Genomic DNA, 19,080 nt, shown 5'->3' with positions numbered 1-19,080 from the left:
TCTTTTATTTTAATTTCGATTAAAAATCACTACACCAACAGAGTTGTTCTGCATTGGGCACTATTTAAATACAGCTTTAAAATGTATTTAAATCGTTAAACCATTTATTTAGGAATCAACAAATGAATAAAGCATTGCTAGCATTAATAGTTGCACCACTTTTTGCTGTATCTGCAACGGTTGCAATCGCAGACGATGCACCAGTAGCTTCTGCACAAACAATTAAAGAATACACAGATATGTGTGTAAATTGGGCTAAAGATGATGATGTAAGTAACGACGATCTATTTGGCTATGTTCTTCAATGCGTTAATGATGAATTAGAGTCTGAAGGCTACAAAAAAGTATCTACTGTACAAATCTAAACAATAAAAAATATGCGGCTAATAAAGCCATTGCGACGCATATAATCATAAAAAAACCGGAATGACACAGGCTGTGTATTCCGGTTTTTATTTGTCTTAGGCTAAATAAATTTTAACGTTTATTCAGCTTCTTTTTTTGCTTTAGGTTTAGCTGGCGATTTTTTTGCAGCCGCTTTCCTTTTAGGCGCTGCTTTTTTCTTCGCTTCTTCTACCCATTTACCCGCTTCGTAGTGAGCAGTCCAGCCTGTGGCTTTTCCGTCAACTTCAGTCATCACGTATTGCGCTTTATTTTTACGGCTATAACGTACTACGGCTAAATTACCATCAGGATCTTTATCTGGCGCATCAGCTAAGTAATAAAACTTAGGTGAAATACGCTCTCTAAAACGCTTTAGCTCAGCCACTTTAGGCGCTCGCGTCTCGCGTGATTTAGGGAAAGTGTTAGCCGCCAAGAAAATACCTGCAGCCCCGTCACGTAAAACAAAATAAGCTTCTGACTTTTCACATTCAAGTTCAGGTATGTGCACAGGATCTTCTTTTGGTGGCGCAGCTTCGCCGTTTTTAAGTAACTTACGCGTATTTTTACACTCTTCGTTGTTACAGCCAAAATACTTACCAAAACGGCCCGATTTAAGCTCCATGTCTGAGCCACATTTATCACATTCGATAATAGGCCCATCGTATCCTTTAATTTTAAAGGTACCTTGCTCAACGATATACCCTTCACATGCAGGGTTATTACCACAAACATGTAATTTACGGGTTTCGTCTATTAGGTAAGAGTCCATAGCCGTTTCACAGATTGGACAGCGCTTCATTTGCATTAATGTTTCAGTTTCAATGTCCTCAACATCTGCCGCAACCGCTTCATCCCCTGACACTAGGTTCATAGTGGTTGTACAACGTTCTTTAGGCGGTAAGTTATAACCTGTACACCCTAAGAAAACACCCGTTGATGCTGTTCGAATACCCATTTTTCTGCCACATGTAGGGCAGTCAATGTCGGTTTCGACCATTTGATTAAGGCGCATTCCGCCTTGCTCTGGCTCATCTTTGGCTATGTTTAATTGCGTAGAAAAATCAGCATAAAACTTATCAAGCACTTGGGTCCATACACGCTCGCCTTCGGCGATATCATCTAAACGACCTTCCATTTTTGCTGTAAAGTCAAAGTTCATTAAATCAGTGAAGTTTTCAACCAAACGGTCGGTAACAATTTCGCCCATTTTTTCAGCGAAAAAACGACGGTTTTCTACCCGTACATAACCACGGTCTTGAATTGTTGAAATAATTGATGCGTACGTAGATGGACGACCAATACCACGTTTTTCAAGCTCTTTTACTAAACTTGCTTCACTAAAGCGCGCTGGCGGTTTAGTAAAATGCTGCTTAGGGTCAAGCTCAATCAAACTAAGTACTTCACCTTCTTTTACTGCTGGCAGCGATTGATCTTCTTCATTCTTTTTACGTACCGCAGGTTGTACTTTTGTCCAACCATCAAAGCGAAGTACTCGCCCTTTTGCTTTTAGTTGAAACTCATCAGCGGCCACAGTAAGCGTTGTTAAGTCGTACTCTGCAGGTACCATTTGACAGGCAACAAATTGACGCCAAATTAATTCGTACAGTTTTTTGGCATCGGCATCAACACCTTCAACATGCCCAGAAAGTACAGTGACACTTGAAGGACGGATCGCTTCGTGCGCTTCTTGTGCGTTGCCTTTAGAGCTGTAGCTAATTGGGTCTTTAGGTAAGTACTTTGCGCCAAACTCTTGGGTTACATAATCACGACACATTTCAACTGCATCTTTTGACAGATTAGTTGAATCGGTACGCATATAAGTAATGTAACCGCCTTCGTAGAGGCGCTGTGCAAGCATCATTGTTTTTTTAACGCCATAGCCTAAACGTGTACTGGCGGCTTGTTGCATGGTTGAAGTAATAAAAGGCGCACTTGGGCGGCTTTTGCTTGGTTTTTCTTCAACACTTATTACTTTATATTCGGCTGTCTCAAGGCTTTTAACTGCGGCTGTAGCCTGAGCCTCATTTACCGGCTTAAATGGCTTGTCAGCTTGTTTGGTGACTTCTAAGCGTAATTGTGACTCAGTATTTTTAACATCGGCGTGTATATCCCAAAACTCTTCTGGAATAAACGCTTTAATTTCACGTTCGCGCTCTACTAATAAACGTACCGCAACCGATTGCACACGCCCAGCAGAAAGCCCGCGCGCTACTTTAGCCCATAATAATGGCGATACCATAAAGCCAACTACACGGTCTAAGAAGCGGCGTGTTTGTTGTGCATATACCATGTCGGTATTTAGTTCACCAGGTGTTTCAAACGCTTGTTGAATCGCATTTTTTGTAATTTCGTTAAATACAACGCGTTTATATTTTTCAGGCTCACCACCAATAATTTCTTGAAGGTGCCAAGCAATTGCTTCCCCTTCTCTATCCAAATCCGTTGCGAGATAAACTTGGTCTGCATTTTCGGCCAGCTTTTTTAACTCTTGAACTACTTTCTCTTTACCTGGCAAAATTTCGTAATGTGGCTCCCACCCTTTTTCAGGATCAATACCCATACGTGCAACTAAGTTAGTGTAATCTCGTTGCTGTTTATACGCTGCCTTTTCTTCAGGCTCCATTTTACGAACTTCAGCTGGCGTTTTAGTCGCCGGTACTTTAGCTTTGTTCGAACCTGAAGTAGGTAAATCACGCACATGTCCAATACTGGACTTTACGATGAAGTCTTTACCTAAGTATTTATTAATTGTTTTAGCCTTAGCAGGTGACTCTACAATTACTAGCGATTTGCCCATAGTTGCCTATTTCTAACCAAATATTTAAATGTGTTTTGCCGACATAAACGGCGCGAATATTTATAGGTATATCTACAAACACCTATTGTTACAAGCTTTTAATACAAACTTTTCAGTATTTACTGAATAAACAAACAATTTTTGTTGTTAAATTATACAAACCGGTGTTTTTAAAATAATTGCTGTGGAATATATAGAACACAAATAAAAAAGCCAACCTTAAGGTTGGCATTTTTGTTTAATCATTACCGAATTACAGTTTTGCATCGTGTAATATTGTTATTGACGACGACGAAATCAAACCTGATGTTGCCGTTGTGGTAATAGTTAAAGCACCACTAACTACCGCATTTCTATCTTCAACTAACACTCTTGATATGCTAAATGAAAGATTAGCAGGTTGAATACTTGTCGTGTTAGGGAAAGTATAATTCGTCGTGCCTGAAAGTTCTCCTTGATCCGTATTGACGTTCACCTCAGAGCCCGCTGGTAAAGGGTTATTATAAATATCTGCAATGAATACCGTCACCCCAGCAGTAGTAACCCCGGTGCCTTCGGTTAAATCAATTTGCGATATTTGACACATTTGCGCACTTGTTGGATCTACAGGATTCCTACGTACGAGTGGACTTGCAGGGTCACTATTAACGCGTACTTCGGTCGCTGTAACACCAGGTATTGCGGCACAGTCATCAGCAAACGTAACAACCCTGAAGAACGCAGCATCCCCTGACATCACTATTTCTTGATTTTGGAATACATTAACCAGTTGACGACTACAAATACCTGCGGCTTCGTCTTCTTCACGACACAGTAAACCATTGTATAGGCCGTTTTCTGTGGTCCATGTACCATTGCCATCAAAATCGACAAATTCTTCAAACTCATCACCGGTTGAGTTATCACGTGAACAGGGGTCGGTTCCATCATTACAGTCTTTACCGCCATAGGTGCCATCTTCATTGTTATCGATAAAGGCTTCTGGAATATCAAATAAATCATCAAAAAAGTCTTCACTGTCAAAGTAGCCGTTGCCATTTAAATCAGAAAACGTTTCTTCACCAATTGCATAAGCATGTACAGTTGCACGTCCACCTAACGGTAAATCTACCGTTAAGTCATTATTTAAAATTCCTAATGGGCATGGTAAGCCACCATCACACTTTTGCGTAATGGTATTTTCATACATAGAGTCAGTAAACGGGCGTGGGTTACTGCTGGTCCACGTTACGCTACACGTACCATTGGTTGTTGTACAACTGGGCTCTATTACGCCCCCTTCTGTGATAAAGCTAACAGCTGTTCCATCTGGCACAGGGTTGTTAAAGTGATCAGCTAGGCGAGCATTAACCGATACCGTATTACCATCAACATTTAACGCATGAGGGTTAAATATTGAACGCGATAGCGAAAAGCTATTTTGATCAGCAATACCTGTACTAATTACAAGAATATCTGAAGGGGCGGTTACAATAACCGTGTCGCCATCTACGTCTTCTTCGCTAGAAGCGATAACACGCACAGGCGTAGCAATTGAACCTGATTGAACTGAGGTAGTCACTTCACCGCTGGCATTAGTAATTGCACTGGCTGTGCCTAACGTTATACCACCGACTGCCGTTGACAGCTCAAAGTTAACCGTTCTTGAAGCTAAATCATTGCCATTTGAATCCACAAGTTTAAATGTTACTTCAGAGATTTCAGTTCTGTCAGCACCACCCGTACCTTTTAATGCAATTACTGGCTCAGTCACTTCTACAAATTGTAAAAAGCCAATATTGGCAGGTGATACATTTATAGTGGTACTAGCAGAAACCGTATCGCCACCGGTGATCACGGTAGCCGTAATTATGTCGCCACCCACACAAGTAAGCGGACGGTATGTAGAGCGTGCAAAGCCGCCAATGCTGGTTACTGTTTCGTCTATAAGTGCTTGGCCAGAGCCAACACAACCAGATGAAAATTCAACAGTAAGTGGTGTGGTATATAGCTCACCGTCTTTTGAGATTTCAATTGAGATAAGTGCTGTTGCACCTGCAGCTAATAGTTCATCGTCTGCAACCGAGCTGCTAATAGCAATTTCAACATCTACAGCAGCAATTTGAAATGCCTTAGTTAAATCGCTATCGAGCACTGACACAGTAATTTCACCGGCGCCTACATCTTGACCAGGAACTATATCTAAAAGTGCGATACCATTTGCATCGGTAATAGCCGTGCCAGTTGAAGGTGTAATTGAGCCAATTGTTGTACTCGCTGTTACTAGGGTCTGCGTAAGAGGAGTTGTCGAATTCTCGTTAGTCACTTCGATATAAAGAATCGCCGTTGAATCACCTGAGATACTAGTTACTAGATCACACTGGCTTGCATCTCTTTGAGATTTAAAGTCTGCTGGACAATTTTCTAGGATTGAAAAACTAATATCTGCAGTACTTTGGTCTGGATTTACAGCATCACCTTTTGTATAAAAACCCAGCGTTTGCTCAACACCTTCGTACTGGGCTGTTATAACGCCTGCACCTTCTACAGTACCCGAAGTTAAGTTAATTGATGCAACACCACTCTCATTCGTTAGTGCAGTACCAATACTTGGGATTAAATTACCTAAAGTTGATGAGAAGTTTACAACTGCCCCTTCAACTTCAACGCCATCTCCGTCAAGAATAGTTGCTTTAACAACTGCGCTATCTGCAGCGCTGATTGTGCTAATTTCTGATAACGTCGTTGAAGAGGTAAGACTTAAACCGATAGAAAAGTCTAATGATTCACCTTGAATGGGCGCATCCCCTTCAGTTGTAAATGTATAACCTTCAGAGCTATAAACAGTATTTTCGTTATCGGTGTAGGTGGCCACAATAGAGCCAGCCCCAGCTTCAGTCCCTGCAAGCAAGCTAATTGTTGCAATGCCTTGTTCGTTTGTTAAAGCTGTACCATTTGTAGGATTTATACTCCCTAAACCAGTAAGTACAAACTCAATTAATTGGTAAGCAGCGGGTTCATTATCAATTAATAGTTCAACCTGCGCGGTAACAGGGTTTAAATAATCAACACTTCGAGTCGTAGCTCCAGATGAATCAACAAGCGTTACACTCAATTGTGGATCTGTTGATTGTGCGCCATCCGACTCAAATGCAAACGTATCGGTGTAACTTTCGCCATCTACTGTATAGGTTGCTGTTACTTCACCAGCTCCTGCATTTTCACCCGCGGTAAGTTCCAGTATCGCTATACCATCTGATTGGGTTAACGCTGTACCTGCTGTAGGGTTTAGTTCACCGATTGAGTCAGCAAGGGTAAAAGTAATACGCTCACCTGAGACTGCATCGCCATCTTCATCTTCTAAAGTAGCTCTAAGCTCTAAAGGAGCAGCCGCTGTGACCGTGTTTGACTCAGTGTCACTAGATTGTAAGTAACCTTTTAAAGTTACCGTGTAAGTGGATGTTTCTGTAGTAGAATCGTCATCATCTCCGATGGTGCCGTCTTTTTCGATTGTTCCACCACCACCACAAGCGCAAAGCAAAATGCTAAATAGTGTAATGCTGAGTAGTCGCGTTAAAGGCATGGACCTCTCCCTAGCGTTGTTATTATTTACTAATAGTTGTTTACCTAATATTAACCTATAACTTAGTCTAATATCACAGTTTTTTGTCACTTTTTTATGTAAATAATTCCGCAAAGGCTATTTTTTTCTGTAGTAAATATTTCCTTGCTGGTAGTCTATGGCAAATTTGAAAAAATAGATTAGGGAATATGTCTAAAATACGTTCAATGAGTTTAACTACCCGTATCATGATTGGCATGGCACTAGGTATTGCAGTAGGCTTTTTATTTCAGGCTATATTAGCTGGTGAAGACGATTATCTAATTCCTCTTGGGTTATTCTCTTTGCCAATTAAAGCTTTTTTTGTAGATGGCCTTTTCCATGTTGGCGGACAAATTTTTATTGCCAGCTTAAAAATGTTGGTTGTGCCGCTGGTATTTGTATCACTTGTATGTGGTACGTGTAGCTTAAGCGATCCTAAAAAATTAGGCCGTTTAGGTGGTAAATCGATTGGCTTATATTTAGTTACAACTGCCGTGGCAATTACCGTAGCTATTTCACTGGCGTTATTATTTAATCCAGGTCAAGGCATTGCACTGCCATCAGATGCAAGCTTTAATGCTAAAGAAGCCCCTACCTTAGCGCGAGTGATTATCGATATGTTCCCTACTAACCCATTCGAAGCGATGGCTAAAGGGAACATGCTGCAAGTTATTGTGTTTGCGCTTTTATTTGGTGTATCAATGGCGCTAAGTGGCAAAGCAGGTAAACGTGTAGCCGCAGTATTTGAAGATTTAAACACGGTTATTTTAAAACTAGTAACGCTACTTATGAACATTGCACCTTACGGTGTGTTCTTTTTAATGGCTAAACTTTTTACCACTATCGAAATGGGATTAATACTCAGCCTAGCTAAGTACTTCCTTGTAGTAGTGGCGGCGTTATTAATTCACGCGTTTATTAATTACAGTATTATTTTAAAAGTATTAACAGGCCTTAACCCGCTTACCTTTTTAGCTAAAATGAAACATGCGTGTTTATTTGGTTTTAGCACTTCAAGCTCAAGCGCGACTATGCCTATTACACTTGAAACTGCGACCAAAAAACTCGGCGCTAATAACTCGGTTGCCTCTTTTACTATTCCGCTAGGCGCTACCATTAACATGGATGGCACAGCCATTATGCAGGGCGTGGCAACAGTATTTATTGCACAAGTGTTTGCTGTTGATTTAACGATTTCTGATTACTTAATGGTTATTCTAACCGCAACGCTTGCCTCGGTAGGCACTGCGGGTGTGCCTGGTGTGGGTTTAATCATGCTTGCAATGGTACTTAACCAAGTAGGTTTACCAGTAGAAGGGATTGCAATTATTATTGGTGTTGACAGATTACTCGATATGACGCGCACAGCCGTTAATATAACGGGTGACTGTATGGTAACTTGTGTGGTTGCTAAATCAGAAGGTCAATTAGATGAAACAATATTTAACGACCCGAACGCAGCTAAAGACTTAGAAGATTACCACAAATCTACTGAGTAATTATTTAAGCCCATAAAAAACCCTTGCTATGCAAGGGTTTTTTATTACCTTTAATAACGTTTTATGGGTTCATTGCTTTAAAACGCGACATTAAATTAACGCCTGCTTTATTTACAGAGCTACTTAGCCCAATTGCTAACTTATCACTTAACCCTTTCTTAATTTTGTATTTTACTTTGTATATTTGACGCTCAGCTTGTTGCTCTAATAACGCATCATCACTGGTTTTAATTACATCAACTAAGCCCTTTTCAATTGCTTGTGTTGCAAACCAATGCTCACCCGTTGCCACATTATCAATACTAAGTGTTGGCCGTTGGCTGCTTACAAACTCTTTAAATAAACCATGTGTTTGCTCTATTTCATCACGAAACTTTTCGCGGGCTTTATCTGTATTTTCGCCGAACAAGGTTAACGTACGTTTAAATTCGCCTGCTGTAATTTGCTCAAACTCTACATCGTTTTTCTTTAAAATTTTATTAAAGTTAGGTATTTGTGCAATTACACCAATAGAGCCAACTATAGCAAAAGGAGCCGCTAATATTTCATCGGCCACACAGGCCATCATGTAACCGCCACTCGCTGCTACTTTATCAATAGAAACCGAAAGCTTAATACCTGTAGTTTTAAAACGCTGTAATTGCGATGCAGCTAAACCATAGCCATGCACCACGCCGCCCCCACTTTCTAAGCGAACTAATACTTTATCTTTCTCAGGATTAGCAATGGCAATAATTGCGGTCACTTCTTCGCGTAGGCTTTCAACTTCATGAGCGTCCATACTACCTATAAAATCAATAACATATAGGCGTGGCTTCGGCTCATCATTTGCCGCTTTTTTAGACTCGACTTTTTGCGCTTTATGATGCGCCTTTAACTCTTTTTTAGTTAAAGTATTTTCTAAAAAGCTGTGTTTTAAGTCATCTAGTTGCTCAGACAAATCGTCTATTTCTATGGCTCCCTTTTTAGCTTTAGGTTTTACTGCTGAACCCACAATAAGAGTTAAAATAATTGCAATAGCAATAACAAAGGTAACCGTTTTAGCAAAAAACAAACCGTATTCGTATAAAAATTCCAACTGGTCTCTCCATTTATAAATTTAAGCTAATTTATCATGCTTTATAACAAAAAAAAGCCACTAAACAGTGGCTTTTCAAGGTTAATAAGGTTTTTGCTGATTAATCAGTCACAACCTCTGGGTTACTGACTAATAACATACGCCCGCGTGCAGCTAAATAAGTAGCTACTTGGAGCTGCATTTCAGCGTTTGCTGCTGCACTGCCCTCAACTGTTGCCGCTTGGGCATCGTCTTGTGCTGGCGTTAAAATTGAGCCATGGTGCCCTTTTGTAAATTTCACCAAATAACTCGCCGGGGTTTCACTTAGTGCTTGTGAAGTGCTTACTGTTTCAAGCCCCATTAATGTTGCTAACGGAATTGTGCCCGATATAGGGTTATTTGCTGCCGCTGGCGGAATAACTTGGTCTGGTTTGTTATCTGCACCATCGCCTACAACTACATTAGTGTATACAGGGGTACCTAATGCATTTACCGCTGCTGCGTAATTTGTTGGGTCTCCGCTATCAAGTGCGGTTTGCGCTGCAAAAGCAAACTCGGTCATTACCGCTTGAATGTTAGCAAGTTTTGTAGTTTCCCCTGCCGTAGTAAGTGAGGTTACATACGCCTGATAGCCACAAGTTAAAAACGCTTCCATATCTGGTAATAATGTACCACAGTTTGAAATAGCATCTGCTTGTAAAAACTCGTTAAACTCTTGCGACTCTGCTGTACCAGCTTGCGATAATACAGAGCCTTGAATAAATGGCCCAAACGCAGCCGATTCAAGTAAAAAGCTTGCTATACCGCCACCGCCACTGGCAAGTGCTACCGTGTTTACCTTAAATAATGGGTCAACTGTATCTGCAAGCGGAGTATTAGCCTGAGCTATAAATGCAGGTGCAACAATAGAGCCTAAAGAATGCCCTACATAGGTTACATCTTGTGCGTTAATCGTCGCATCATTAATAAAGTTTAAACCTAAGCGTAAGCCTAATAAATCTGCTGATGATTGACGCAAGCTATCACGAGCCACTAACAACGAGTTTAAGTTCATGTAACTTAGTACTGAGCCCGTCGTCGCATTAAAGTCATCTGTCCCATCAGCATCAACATCTACACCACGCTCACCATGGCGAGGATGGTCAATCGCCGCTGTGGCAAAACCTTGAATTGAAAGTTGTGCAGTGAGTGCCAACATGCTTTCTTTGTCTGTTGTTATACCGTGTTGCATAATAACAACTGGCCAACCAGTTTCTGGCATTTCAATTGGATCAAGGCCTTGTGAATCACGAATAAAATTAATAACCGGTAAAATAGGTTTGGTTATTTGCACTGGCACATTCGCCATGCTTTGCACTTTAGGAATAGAGTTATACTTAGTTAAATGACGCGTAGTGTCTAAACCTAAATCACGCAACTGTCCGTCACTTAACGCAGCACAAAGCCCATCATTATCGCTAATTGGCTCTGCAGGGAAAGCCTCGCCTGCTGCAGCTTTGTAACCTAAAACAGCTACCGCGTTGTCACACATACCTTGCCAATATGTATCATTTAAATCGCTTATTTCAGTGCCTGTTGGCGTGCCTAAATACATAGGTAACATAACGCTACCTTTTAAATATTGCACACCAGAGAACGCATCCGATACGCTAACACCCGCAGCTGCAAATACTTGCTGCACATTTACCATTGCTTGTTCAGGCACACTTACCATTGGTGTTGGCAAAGCATCATTTTGTAAGCTAGCTGCCAGTAAGTTTTTAATTGTACCAAGCACTGGGCCTGCTGATTGAATGGTCATAGCAGCAGAAAATATAATATCATCTTTAGTAATATCACCTGAGCTTACAACCACATTTTCATAGCTATTTACTGCCGCTTGAAGACCAAGCTGAGCATCAGTAATCAATGGCGCTTCTTCACTTACAGAAGCGTAAGTAGAAGAAGGCTGAATAGAACGCCCTTGAGAGTCTTTTAATCCAGTGGTTAATACATTTATGTAAGAACTTCCTGGTGTGAAAGGTTTTAATGGGATAATAGCAACTGCATCGCCAGAGGCTTGAGAAATGAAGTCTACGCCGTAGGTTAATTCACCTACCAATTTACACGCTGAACCAGCTGTAACAACAGCACATTCTGCATCAGTTAAGCTTGCGCCCATAACCACTTCAAAAATTCTTACTGTACCAGGCGACGCTGCAGAGGTTTCATCAAGCGATACACCTGTAGGGAAAGTTAAATCAATTTTGTAAGGCACTTGCGATGACCAGCCATCTAACGCACCTAGCGCTAATTGCGGATCTGCATAAGCAGTGCGAGGCACAGAGACGTTATCATCGTCTAATTCACCTGGAATATTAATTGTGCCGTCTTGAGTGCCGCTCATTAATAAATCGTTAGGGACAGATAAAACCCCATTTGCAGGGTCAAAGGTCACCGTGGCATTAGGTATTATGGTTGCAGTATCGTTTTTAACATCTTCTAATGTTTCTCCGCCGCCACAACCTGCTAACGCAGCTGTAACCGAGAGTGAGAGTAGCATTTTTTTCATATTGTTGGCTCCGCACATATCTTTATTTTTATAGTGTGTTCGTTCAAAGTAAGTGTGTTTAATCAGTGTAGTAAAGTTAAAACAATGTAATCAGTTTATTAATGAGACATTAGACCAGTTAAACTTAACGTAAAGTTTATAATTCCGCCACCTAAATTTTCAATAAATTCGATTACTTGACGATTTGCTATGTTAAAATCAAAAAAATTTTATAAATTGGTATTTATATGCAAACTTATCAAGCAACTCCAAATGCACTTCAAAATAAAGTAATTTTAATTACAGGTGCCGGCGATGGTATTGGCCGCGTAGCAGCAATTACCTACGCAAAGCATGGCGCGACAGTTATTTTACTTGGTAAAACAACAAATAAGCTCGAATGCGTTTACGATGAGATTGTCAATGCTGGTTACCCTCAGCCTGCTATTGTGCCAATGGACTTAAAAGGCGCGACAAAACAAAACTACCGCGATTTAGCAGCTACAATCGAAAGTCAATTTGGCCGATTAGACGGCTTATTGAATAATGCCGGTATTTTAGGGTCGCTAGGGCCACTTGAGCACTTTTGCTCTTCTACGTTTGAAAACATCATGAAAGTGAATGTTACTGCGCAAGCAATGATCACCAAAGCGCTATTCCCTGTGCTGCGTAAATCAGAAAATGCCTCTATTGTTTTCACTTCATCAAGCGTTGGCCGTAAAGGGCGCGAATTTTGGGGGCCTTATGCAATATCTAAATTTGCAGTTGAAGGCATGATGCAAACATGGGCCTGCGAAGTAGGTAAAACCAATATCCGTGTAAATTGTATAAACCCTGGCGCAACGCGTACCTCTATGCGCGCATCAGCGTATCCAGGGGAGGATCGCGATAAGCTTGCTACCCCAGAAGATTTAATGCCAACGTATTTATATTTAATGAGTGATGACTCGAGCGATGTAAACGGTGAATCTCTCGATGCGCAACAAAAAAAGTAAACTACATTTTTAATTATAAAAAAAGCCGCATACATTGCGGCTTTTTTGTCGGTAATTTTTGGTAATTATACCAATTCGCTTAATTAAATTATCTATTTTAAGGCTAGAAAAACGTGTTGTTCGCTTGGCAAAAAATTCGCTATTTAGCTGTGCTAAATAAGCATTTTTTTACCTAGGTAGCGACACGTTTAGCCCCGCAAAATGATTAAGTATTACTACGGATTGGTATTACTTACGCTTAGTTTGCTTAACACGTTGGTTATGCTTTTTAACCGCCTTACGAATTTGGTTAATTTTAGCACGCTTGTCTTTGCGTTTTTCAGGCATAACCGACAGTTTAGTTTGTGTTTCGCGGCCTAATTTAACGGTTTTGCGTAAATAGTTAACGGTTTCTAAATCAAGTTCAGCCCAGCCACCTTGAGGAAGGCGCTTATCTAGCTCTAATTTTCCGTAACGAATACGAATAAGTCGCGATACTTCTACATCCTGCGATTGCCATAAGCGGCGAACTTCGCGATTACGCCCTTCGTTTAGCGTTACATTGTACCAACGGTTAATGCCTTCGCCACCCAGTGATTTAACCGTTAAAAACTTAGCCGGACCATCTTCAAGCTCTACGCCACGCGTTAGGTTTTTAATGGTTTCATTGGTCACTTCACCAAATACACGGGCTGAATATTCACGCTCAACTTCATAACTTGGGTGCATTAAGCGGTTAGCTAACTCACCATCGTTGGTAAATAACATTAAACCTGCCGTGTTAATATCTAGACGACCAACAGCAATCCAACGCTCACCGTCTATGCGTGGTAAACGGTCAAAAACGGTACGACGTCCTTCTGGGTCTTTACGTGTACTTAACTCCCCTTCTGGCTTGTTGTACATAATTACACGACAAATACGGTCGGCTTTTTCTTCAATTTTTACGCTGTGGCCATCAACACGTATTAAGTCTGTTTCCTCAACACGGTCACCTAATTTAGCCACTTTACCATTAACACTAACGCGGTTTGCATCAATGTATTTTTCCATTTCACGTCGTGAGCCTACCCCTGCACGGGCTAGGACTTTTTGTAACTTTTCACCTTGAATACTCATTCGGATGGTTCTCTCACAGAAGGATCACTTAATAACTGGTTTATTTTACTTTCCTGTTGCGCTGGCAATGCAGGAAGTTCATCTAAACCGGTTAACGAAAAATAATCTAAAAATAATTTTGTTGTTGCATAAAGCGCTGGTTTACCAGGTACTTCTTTATGCCCTACTACTTTAACCCACTCTCGCTCAAGGAGGGTTTTAATAATTGCTGATCCGGTTGTTACACCTCGTACTTGCTCTATTTCACCACGCGTTATTGGTTGCCTGTAGGCAATTAGCGACAATGTTTCTAGTAGTGCGCGAGAGTACTTAGGTGCCCGTTCTTGCCATAAATTACTAAGCCAAGGGCTTAAACTACTACACGCTTGAAAGCGATAGCCACTGCCTACTTCAACTAGCTTAATGCCACGTGTTTGATAGTGAGTATGTATAGCGTCTATTGCAGTGTTAATTCGTGACATAGGAATAGCTAAATCAGCCAGTACAGTATCTTTTAAGTGGCGTTTGCTAACAGGTTTGTCTGCGACAAATATAGCCGCTTCAATGATCTCAATTAATTGTTCATCACTAATTCGACGACCCGCCATAATATTTTGCTTTGCCCTTTAAAATACGTAGCCATCTATTATGACAGAACATCGCAAAAGGGGGAAAATATATCTGCTTTTAAAACAAATTAAATGCACAAAAAAGCCAGCAATTAATGCTGGCTCTTATGTGTAGCGTATTTAGCTAATATTAGCTGTTTTTATAATGCTTTAGTGCATCATCTTCAGCAACGGCTTTACCGTATTTGCTAATGTAGCCTTTAAACTCACCTTTACTGATGCGTTTATCATTGTTGCCATCCATGTAACCAAAATGGTTTGAAATATCATCATCGTCAGCTTCTTCTACTGAGATGTAGCCATTTTTGTCGTTATCTAAACTTCTAAAATCATTTTCGATTTTATCAAATTTAGCTATTTTAGCTTTAAATGCCGACTCACTTACTTCGCTGTCAGTCGCTACCTTACCGGTATTTAGCTGCATGTAAGTGTTAAATTCTTTACGACTGATCTCGTTATCCATATTGGTATCAATATTTGAAAAGTGGCCCCAGATGCTATCGTCATCTGCTTCTACTTTTGAAATATAACCATCACTGTCGTTATCTAAACTTGCAAAATCGCTATCGATTTTTTCAAGGCCTTGGTTTGAGGCACAAGCGGCTAAACTTAACGAAGCTAAAATAGTTGTTGCGAGTGTTAACTTTTTCATAAGACGTATCCTTGTAGTTAGTAAATGTCACTTTAACTAATACAAGTCCAATGCCAAAGTGCACAAGCCGCCAACAATCAATAAGTTACGTGTATTTAGCTCATTTTATATACATTAATCAATTACTTAGCTTTGCAATGATTGCTGCATACCTTGTAATTTTTGCAAAAAAATACCCAGTACAAACTGGGCATTATTTTAATCTATATGTTAGCGCGCAATTAGATTGCTGCGTTTTGGTAACGCTTTACAAATTCAGTTACGTTTTGTCCGTTACACTTTAATGAGTTTAAGTTACCAATTTTTTGGCGAACAGGCGCAAGGCCTTGCTTTAACGCTGTGATACATAACTGTGTTTCTTGGTGTGCATCTTTTGCAAACACTTCAACTTTTGATTCAGCAGCTTGGTTAGACGTTACTTTTTTAGCAATGTCGCGAATATCTTGACCATTACATAAAACACTTTTAGAAAAACGCGATAAGTATACACCGTGTTGTGCTGCTTCTTTACGCGCTGCGCTAAAGCCTTCATTTGCACTTAATACACATAATTTAGATTCAAGTTTATTATCTTGGCTAAAGTAAGTGTTGCTTTTTGCTGATACAGACGCAGAGGCTAATAAAGCAGTAGCTAAAAGTAATTGTGTTTTCATGAGAGAGATCCTATTTGAACGACTAAACAAGTAATTTTTGCGCATTATATATTCAATAATTACGAGATCAATTGAATTTTTTATTTATTTAAATAATTAATAAAGCATTTACAATGTTTAAACTTTACGCACCAATTGATCAACATTTGCGCAGCTATTTTCTCATTTCGATCATGTTATGTAGGCTTATTTACTGATACAATTTAGCTATAAAAACAGAGTCTAATTAAAGGTAAATTTTATGAAGGTTATTTCTTTCAATATCAATGGTCTGCGAGCTCGCTTACACCAGTTACAAGCAATTATAGATAAACACCAGCCAGACATTATTGGTTTGCAAGAAATTAAAGTTCATGATGAGGCGTTCCCCCTCGAGGACGTACAAAAAATGGGTTATCACGTTTATTTTCATGGTCAAAAAGCGCACTACGGTGTGGCAATGTTATGCAAAAATAAGCCTAAATCGGTCTTAAAAGGTTTTGCCAGCGACACTGAAGAAGCACAAAAACGCATGATAAGTGTGACAGTTGAGCAAGAAAATGGCCGCGACCTAACGGTAATGAATGGTTATTTCCCACAAGGCGATAATATAAATCACGAAACAAAATTCCCTTATAAGCGCCAGTTTTACAAAGATTTAATGACCCATTTAGAAACAAACCACACGCCCGATGAAGACGTTATCGTTATGGGCGATATCAATATTTCGCCTACCGATTTAGATATTGGTATTGGCGAAGTAAACGCTAAACGCTGGCTTAAAACAGGTAAGTGCTCGTTTCAACCAGAGGAGCGCGAATGGCTTGCTAAATTATTAAATTGGGGCTTTAAAGATACCTTCAGAGAGCAAAACCCTGATACAAGCGACAAATACTCGTGGTTTGATTATCGCTCTAAAGGGTTTGTAGATAATCGTGGCCTACGCATTGATGTTGTGCTTGCTACCCATGCCCTTGCCGAGCGCTGTATTGATACCGGTATAGATTACGAATTACGCGGCATAGAAAAGCCCTCTGACCATGCGCCAATTTGGTCAACCTTTAAATAATTGCTATGTTAACGCTTAAAATGCAAGGGCTACTTTGGGTCCTTGTTTTAATTATTACCTTTATAAGCGTAGAAAAAAATACCTATAAAGCACTTTATAAAACGCCTGCACGGCAAATAGGGGTACTTGCGTGTGCGTTAGTGTTTGCCATGTTATGGCAAATTAAAGCGGGTATTTTAAGCGGTCTTGATTTACACATTTTAGGTGTAACTGCCGCAACGCTAATTTTAGGGTGGCGCCTTGCTATTTTAAGTAGCCTGCTGGCTAGTGCCCTATTGGCGGCTTTTGCAAACATTGATCTTAATCTTTTGCCCATGCAAATACTGTTTGGTGCATTTATTCCTACATTATTAAGCTACCTTGGCTTTATAATGAGTTATCAGTATTTACCGCGTCACTTTTTTGTTTATATTTTTGTATGCTCTTTTATATTGGCAGGCTTTATTGCATGTCTAAAAATAAGCTTAGGGGCTTTGTTTTATTTGCTTATAGGGCAATATAATTGGCAGGAATTGGCAGATAATTACGTATACCTAAGTGCTATCATTTGGTTTCCTGAGGCAATGCTTAACGGTATGGCCATTACGCTTTTGATCACTTATCGGCCACACTGGGTCAAAACTTTTTATGATAAGGACTACCTAGACTCATGAGTCTGCAATACCAATGCCCTTTATGTAACCACGCACTTTTAAAACATAATTCATCACTTCGATGTGACAACAATCACACCTTCGACTTCGCCAAAGAAGGCTATGTAAATTTATTACCGGTGCAACACAAAAACTCAAAGCAACCGGGTGATTCGCTCGAAATGGTACAAGCAAGGCGTGCTTTTTTAGAGCAAGGCTTTTACGCATTTTTACAGCGCGCATTAAGTAATATAATTAGTGAGCGCAAACCAAACGTGCTAATAGATTTAGGCTGTGGCGAAGGGTTTTATACTCATGCCATTGCCGATAAAATAGAGGCGCAGGTATACGGCGTCGATATTTCTAAATCAGCCGTAAAATATGCAGCAAAGCGATACCCACAATGTCATTTTAGCGTTGCATCAATTAGCCAGGCGCCTTTTAAGTCAGGCACTGCTGACGTATTACTTAGTGTTTTTGCGCCTTTGTTTGAACAAGAGCTGGCGCGTTTAGCAGCGCCAAATGCCACATTAGTAGTTGCAAGCCCAGGGCCGTGGCATTTAAAAGAGCTTAAAGAATATATTTATGCAGATGTAGCAAAACACACTGAAATTGACACGCCAAGCGGCTTTATAAAAGCAGATCAAAAGCTCATTACAGAGCAGGTTACGCTTAATTTTTCAGATATTAAAAATTTAATAATGATGACACCGTTTGCGTGGAAATTTAGACCTGAACATTGGCAAACTCTTGAAGAAAAAGGCGCCCAAAGCGTCACCCTATCGTTTTACATTACCAAGTTTAGTAAAGCCGATTGATATTTTAATAACGAGTGTTTGTGAGGAAATTACTGATAGGGTAAATTGAGTTAGCTCATATGCCAGAGGGAGTGTTATAAATAAATGGAGCAAAGCGTGCACTCTGCTCATACACTTATAGATAAACGCGCTCTAAAATTGCTCTTTAGTAAACGCTTTATCCATTTTATCAAACATGTCTTTTAATAAGTGTGCAAGTTCCATATAACGGGGCTTGTTTTCGCTTATTTGGGCTTGGTAGCCATTTGCCACCATTTTGGTATATAACTCGTTGTACCATTTTTGCATGCTCGGTTCTAATGGTGTTTCGGCTCGCTTACCTAACCAAAACAAGCCTTGCAACGGCAACGATAAAAAAAACAATGCACTGGCAATCGCTTGCGGTAAAAAATCGGGGCCTAAATAGTTAAGCTGAAAAAATAACGTAAGCATGGCTAATATTGGCATTACAGTAATTGCCAGCTCGGTTGCCTTAATTACTTTAAATTCGTTAAACAACGGTGCTAACTCTTTACGCATAGGCCATTTTTTTGCATATAACCTACCCGTTTGTAATTGTGACATCACACTTTTTTGCATCATGACTCCTCACATCTAAACTTTTAAACCCGTAGCGCCTGCTTGCCACTGCCTGTAAGTGTAACACAAATAAATAGCTTCACACTTTAGCAGTAAAAGTTATTGTTTTTGTATGTATAAGCAACTAAACACTAAACTAAATTTATT

The 19,080-nt window shown here is 40.1% G+C and carries 15 protein-coding genes; 6 read left to right on the top strand and 9 right to left on the bottom strand.

The features are described 5' to 3' along the window. Positions 1–122: 122 nt before the first annotated feature. Entirely contained in the window at positions 123–365 is a 243-nt protein-coding gene (locus AN395_RS06170; protein ID WP_004587793.1) for a hypothetical protein, read from the top strand. A gap of 119 nt (positions 366–484) precedes the next feature. Here the strand turns inward: AN395_RS06170 and topA are convergent, their stop codons facing one another. Together topA and AN395_RS06160 are read right to left on the bottom strand one after the other, a co-directional pair. Next, positions 485–3,181: a type I DNA topoisomerase gene (topA, locus tag AN395_RS06165; protein WP_054982407.1), complete on the bottom strand. Its 2,697-nt coding sequence runs from the start codon at positions 3,179–3,181 to the stop codon at positions 485–487. Between the two features lie 253 nt (positions 3,182–3,434). Beyond that, positions 3,435–6,743: an Ig-like domain-containing protein gene (locus tag AN395_RS06160; RefSeq protein ID WP_054982406.1), complete on the bottom strand. Its 3,309-nt coding sequence runs from the start codon at positions 6,741–6,743 to the stop codon at positions 3,435–3,437. Positions 6,744–6,931: 188 nt separating this feature from the next. Between AN395_RS06160 and AN395_RS06155 the strand changes: the two genes are divergently transcribed. Continuing rightward, positions 6,932–8,263 carry a dicarboxylate/amino acid:cation symporter gene (locus tag AN395_RS06155; protein WP_004587790.1) on the top strand — a complete coding sequence of 444 codons (1,332 nt, stop codon included), beginning with the start codon at positions 6,932–6,934 and terminating at the stop codon, positions 8,261–8,263. A gap of 61 nt (positions 8,264–8,324) precedes the next feature. On the opposite strand, the gene sohB is transcribed toward AN395_RS06155, so the two are convergent. Together sohB and AN395_RS06145 are read right to left on the bottom strand one after the other, a co-directional pair. Continuing rightward, on the bottom strand, positions 8,325–9,341 hold the full coding sequence (sohB, locus tag AN395_RS06150; RefSeq protein WP_054982405.1) for a protease SohB: 1,017 nt from the start codon (positions 9,339–9,341) through the stop codon (positions 8,325–8,327). A gap of 100 nt (positions 9,342–9,441) precedes the next feature. Continuing rightward, complete coding sequence (locus tag AN395_RS06145) at positions 9,442–11,871, bottom strand: VolA/Pla-1 family phospholipase (protein WP_054982404.1); 2,430 nt, start codon at positions 11,869–11,871, stop codon at positions 9,442–9,444. Between the two features lie 227 nt (positions 11,872–12,098). Between AN395_RS06145 and AN395_RS06140 the strand changes: the two genes are divergently transcribed. After that, on the top strand, positions 12,099–12,845 hold the full coding sequence (locus tag AN395_RS06140) for a YciK family oxidoreductase (protein ID WP_004587787.1): 747 nt from the start codon (positions 12,099–12,101) through the stop codon (positions 12,843–12,845). Positions 12,846–13,073: 228 nt separating this feature from the next. On the opposite strand, the gene rluB is transcribed toward AN395_RS06140, so the two are convergent. From rluB to AN395_RS06120, 4 genes are all read right to left on the bottom strand, one after another. Further along, positions 13,074–13,943, bottom strand: a complete 870-nt coding sequence (gene rluB / locus AN395_RS06135; RefSeq protein WP_004587786.1) for a 23S rRNA pseudouridine(2605) synthase RluB — start codon at positions 13,941–13,943, stop codon at positions 13,074–13,076. Beyond that, a complete protein-coding gene (scpB, locus tag AN395_RS06130) occupies positions 13,940–14,530 on the bottom strand; it encodes an SMC-Scp complex subunit ScpB (RefSeq protein ID WP_029772523.1) in 591 nt (196 codons plus the stop codon). The genes rluB and scpB overlap by 4 nt, the downstream gene beginning before the upstream one ends. Before the next feature lie 151 nt (positions 14,531–14,681). Continuing rightward, positions 14,682–15,203, bottom strand: coding sequence for an EF-hand domain-containing protein (locus tag AN395_RS06125; RefSeq protein WP_004587784.1), 522 nt, complete (start codon positions 15,201–15,203; stop codon positions 14,682–14,684). A gap of 221 nt (positions 15,204–15,424) precedes the next feature. Then, the gene (locus AN395_RS06120; RefSeq protein WP_004587783.1) at positions 15,425–15,856 is read right to left on the bottom strand and encodes a hypothetical protein; all 432 of its coding nucleotides are present in this window, start codon (positions 15,854–15,856) and stop codon (positions 15,425–15,427) included. Positions 15,857–16,097: 241 nt separating this feature from the next. Between AN395_RS06120 and xthA the strand changes: the two genes are divergently transcribed. Genes xthA through AN395_RS06105 form a run of 3 tightly spaced genes read left to right on the top strand, consistent with a single transcriptional unit; the run spans position 16,098 to position 18,354 of the window. Then, positions 16,098–16,904 (top strand): exodeoxyribonuclease III, encoded by an 807-nt coding sequence (gene xthA / locus AN395_RS06115; protein WP_054982403.1) that lies wholly within the window; start codon positions 16,098–16,100, stop codon positions 16,902–16,904. Between the two features lie 5 nt (positions 16,905–16,909). After that, a complete protein-coding gene (locus AN395_RS06110; RefSeq protein ID WP_054982402.1) occupies positions 16,910–17,557 on the top strand; it encodes an energy-coupling factor ABC transporter permease in 648 nt (215 codons plus the stop codon). After that, entirely contained in the window at positions 17,554–18,354 is an 801-nt protein-coding gene (locus AN395_RS06105) for a putative RNA methyltransferase (RefSeq protein WP_054982401.1), read from the top strand. The genes AN395_RS06110 and AN395_RS06105 overlap by 4 nt, the downstream gene beginning before the upstream one ends. Before the next feature lie 132 nt (positions 18,355–18,486). Here the strand turns inward: AN395_RS06105 and yfbV are convergent, their stop codons facing one another. Beyond that, positions 18,487–18,933, bottom strand: coding sequence for a terminus macrodomain insulation protein YfbV (gene yfbV / locus AN395_RS06100; RefSeq protein ID WP_054982400.1), 447 nt, complete (start codon positions 18,931–18,933; stop codon positions 18,487–18,489). Positions 18,934–19,080 lie beyond the last annotated feature (147 nt).

It is taken from the genome of Pseudoalteromonas sp. P1-30 (assembly GCF_001400005.1).
Classification (GTDB): domain Bacteria; phylum Pseudomonadota; class Gammaproteobacteria; order Enterobacterales; family Alteromonadaceae; genus Pseudoalteromonas; species Pseudoalteromonas atlantica.
The sequence above is the reverse complement of the archived record's forward strand: the minus strand, read 5'-3'. Positions and strand labels throughout refer to the sequence as shown.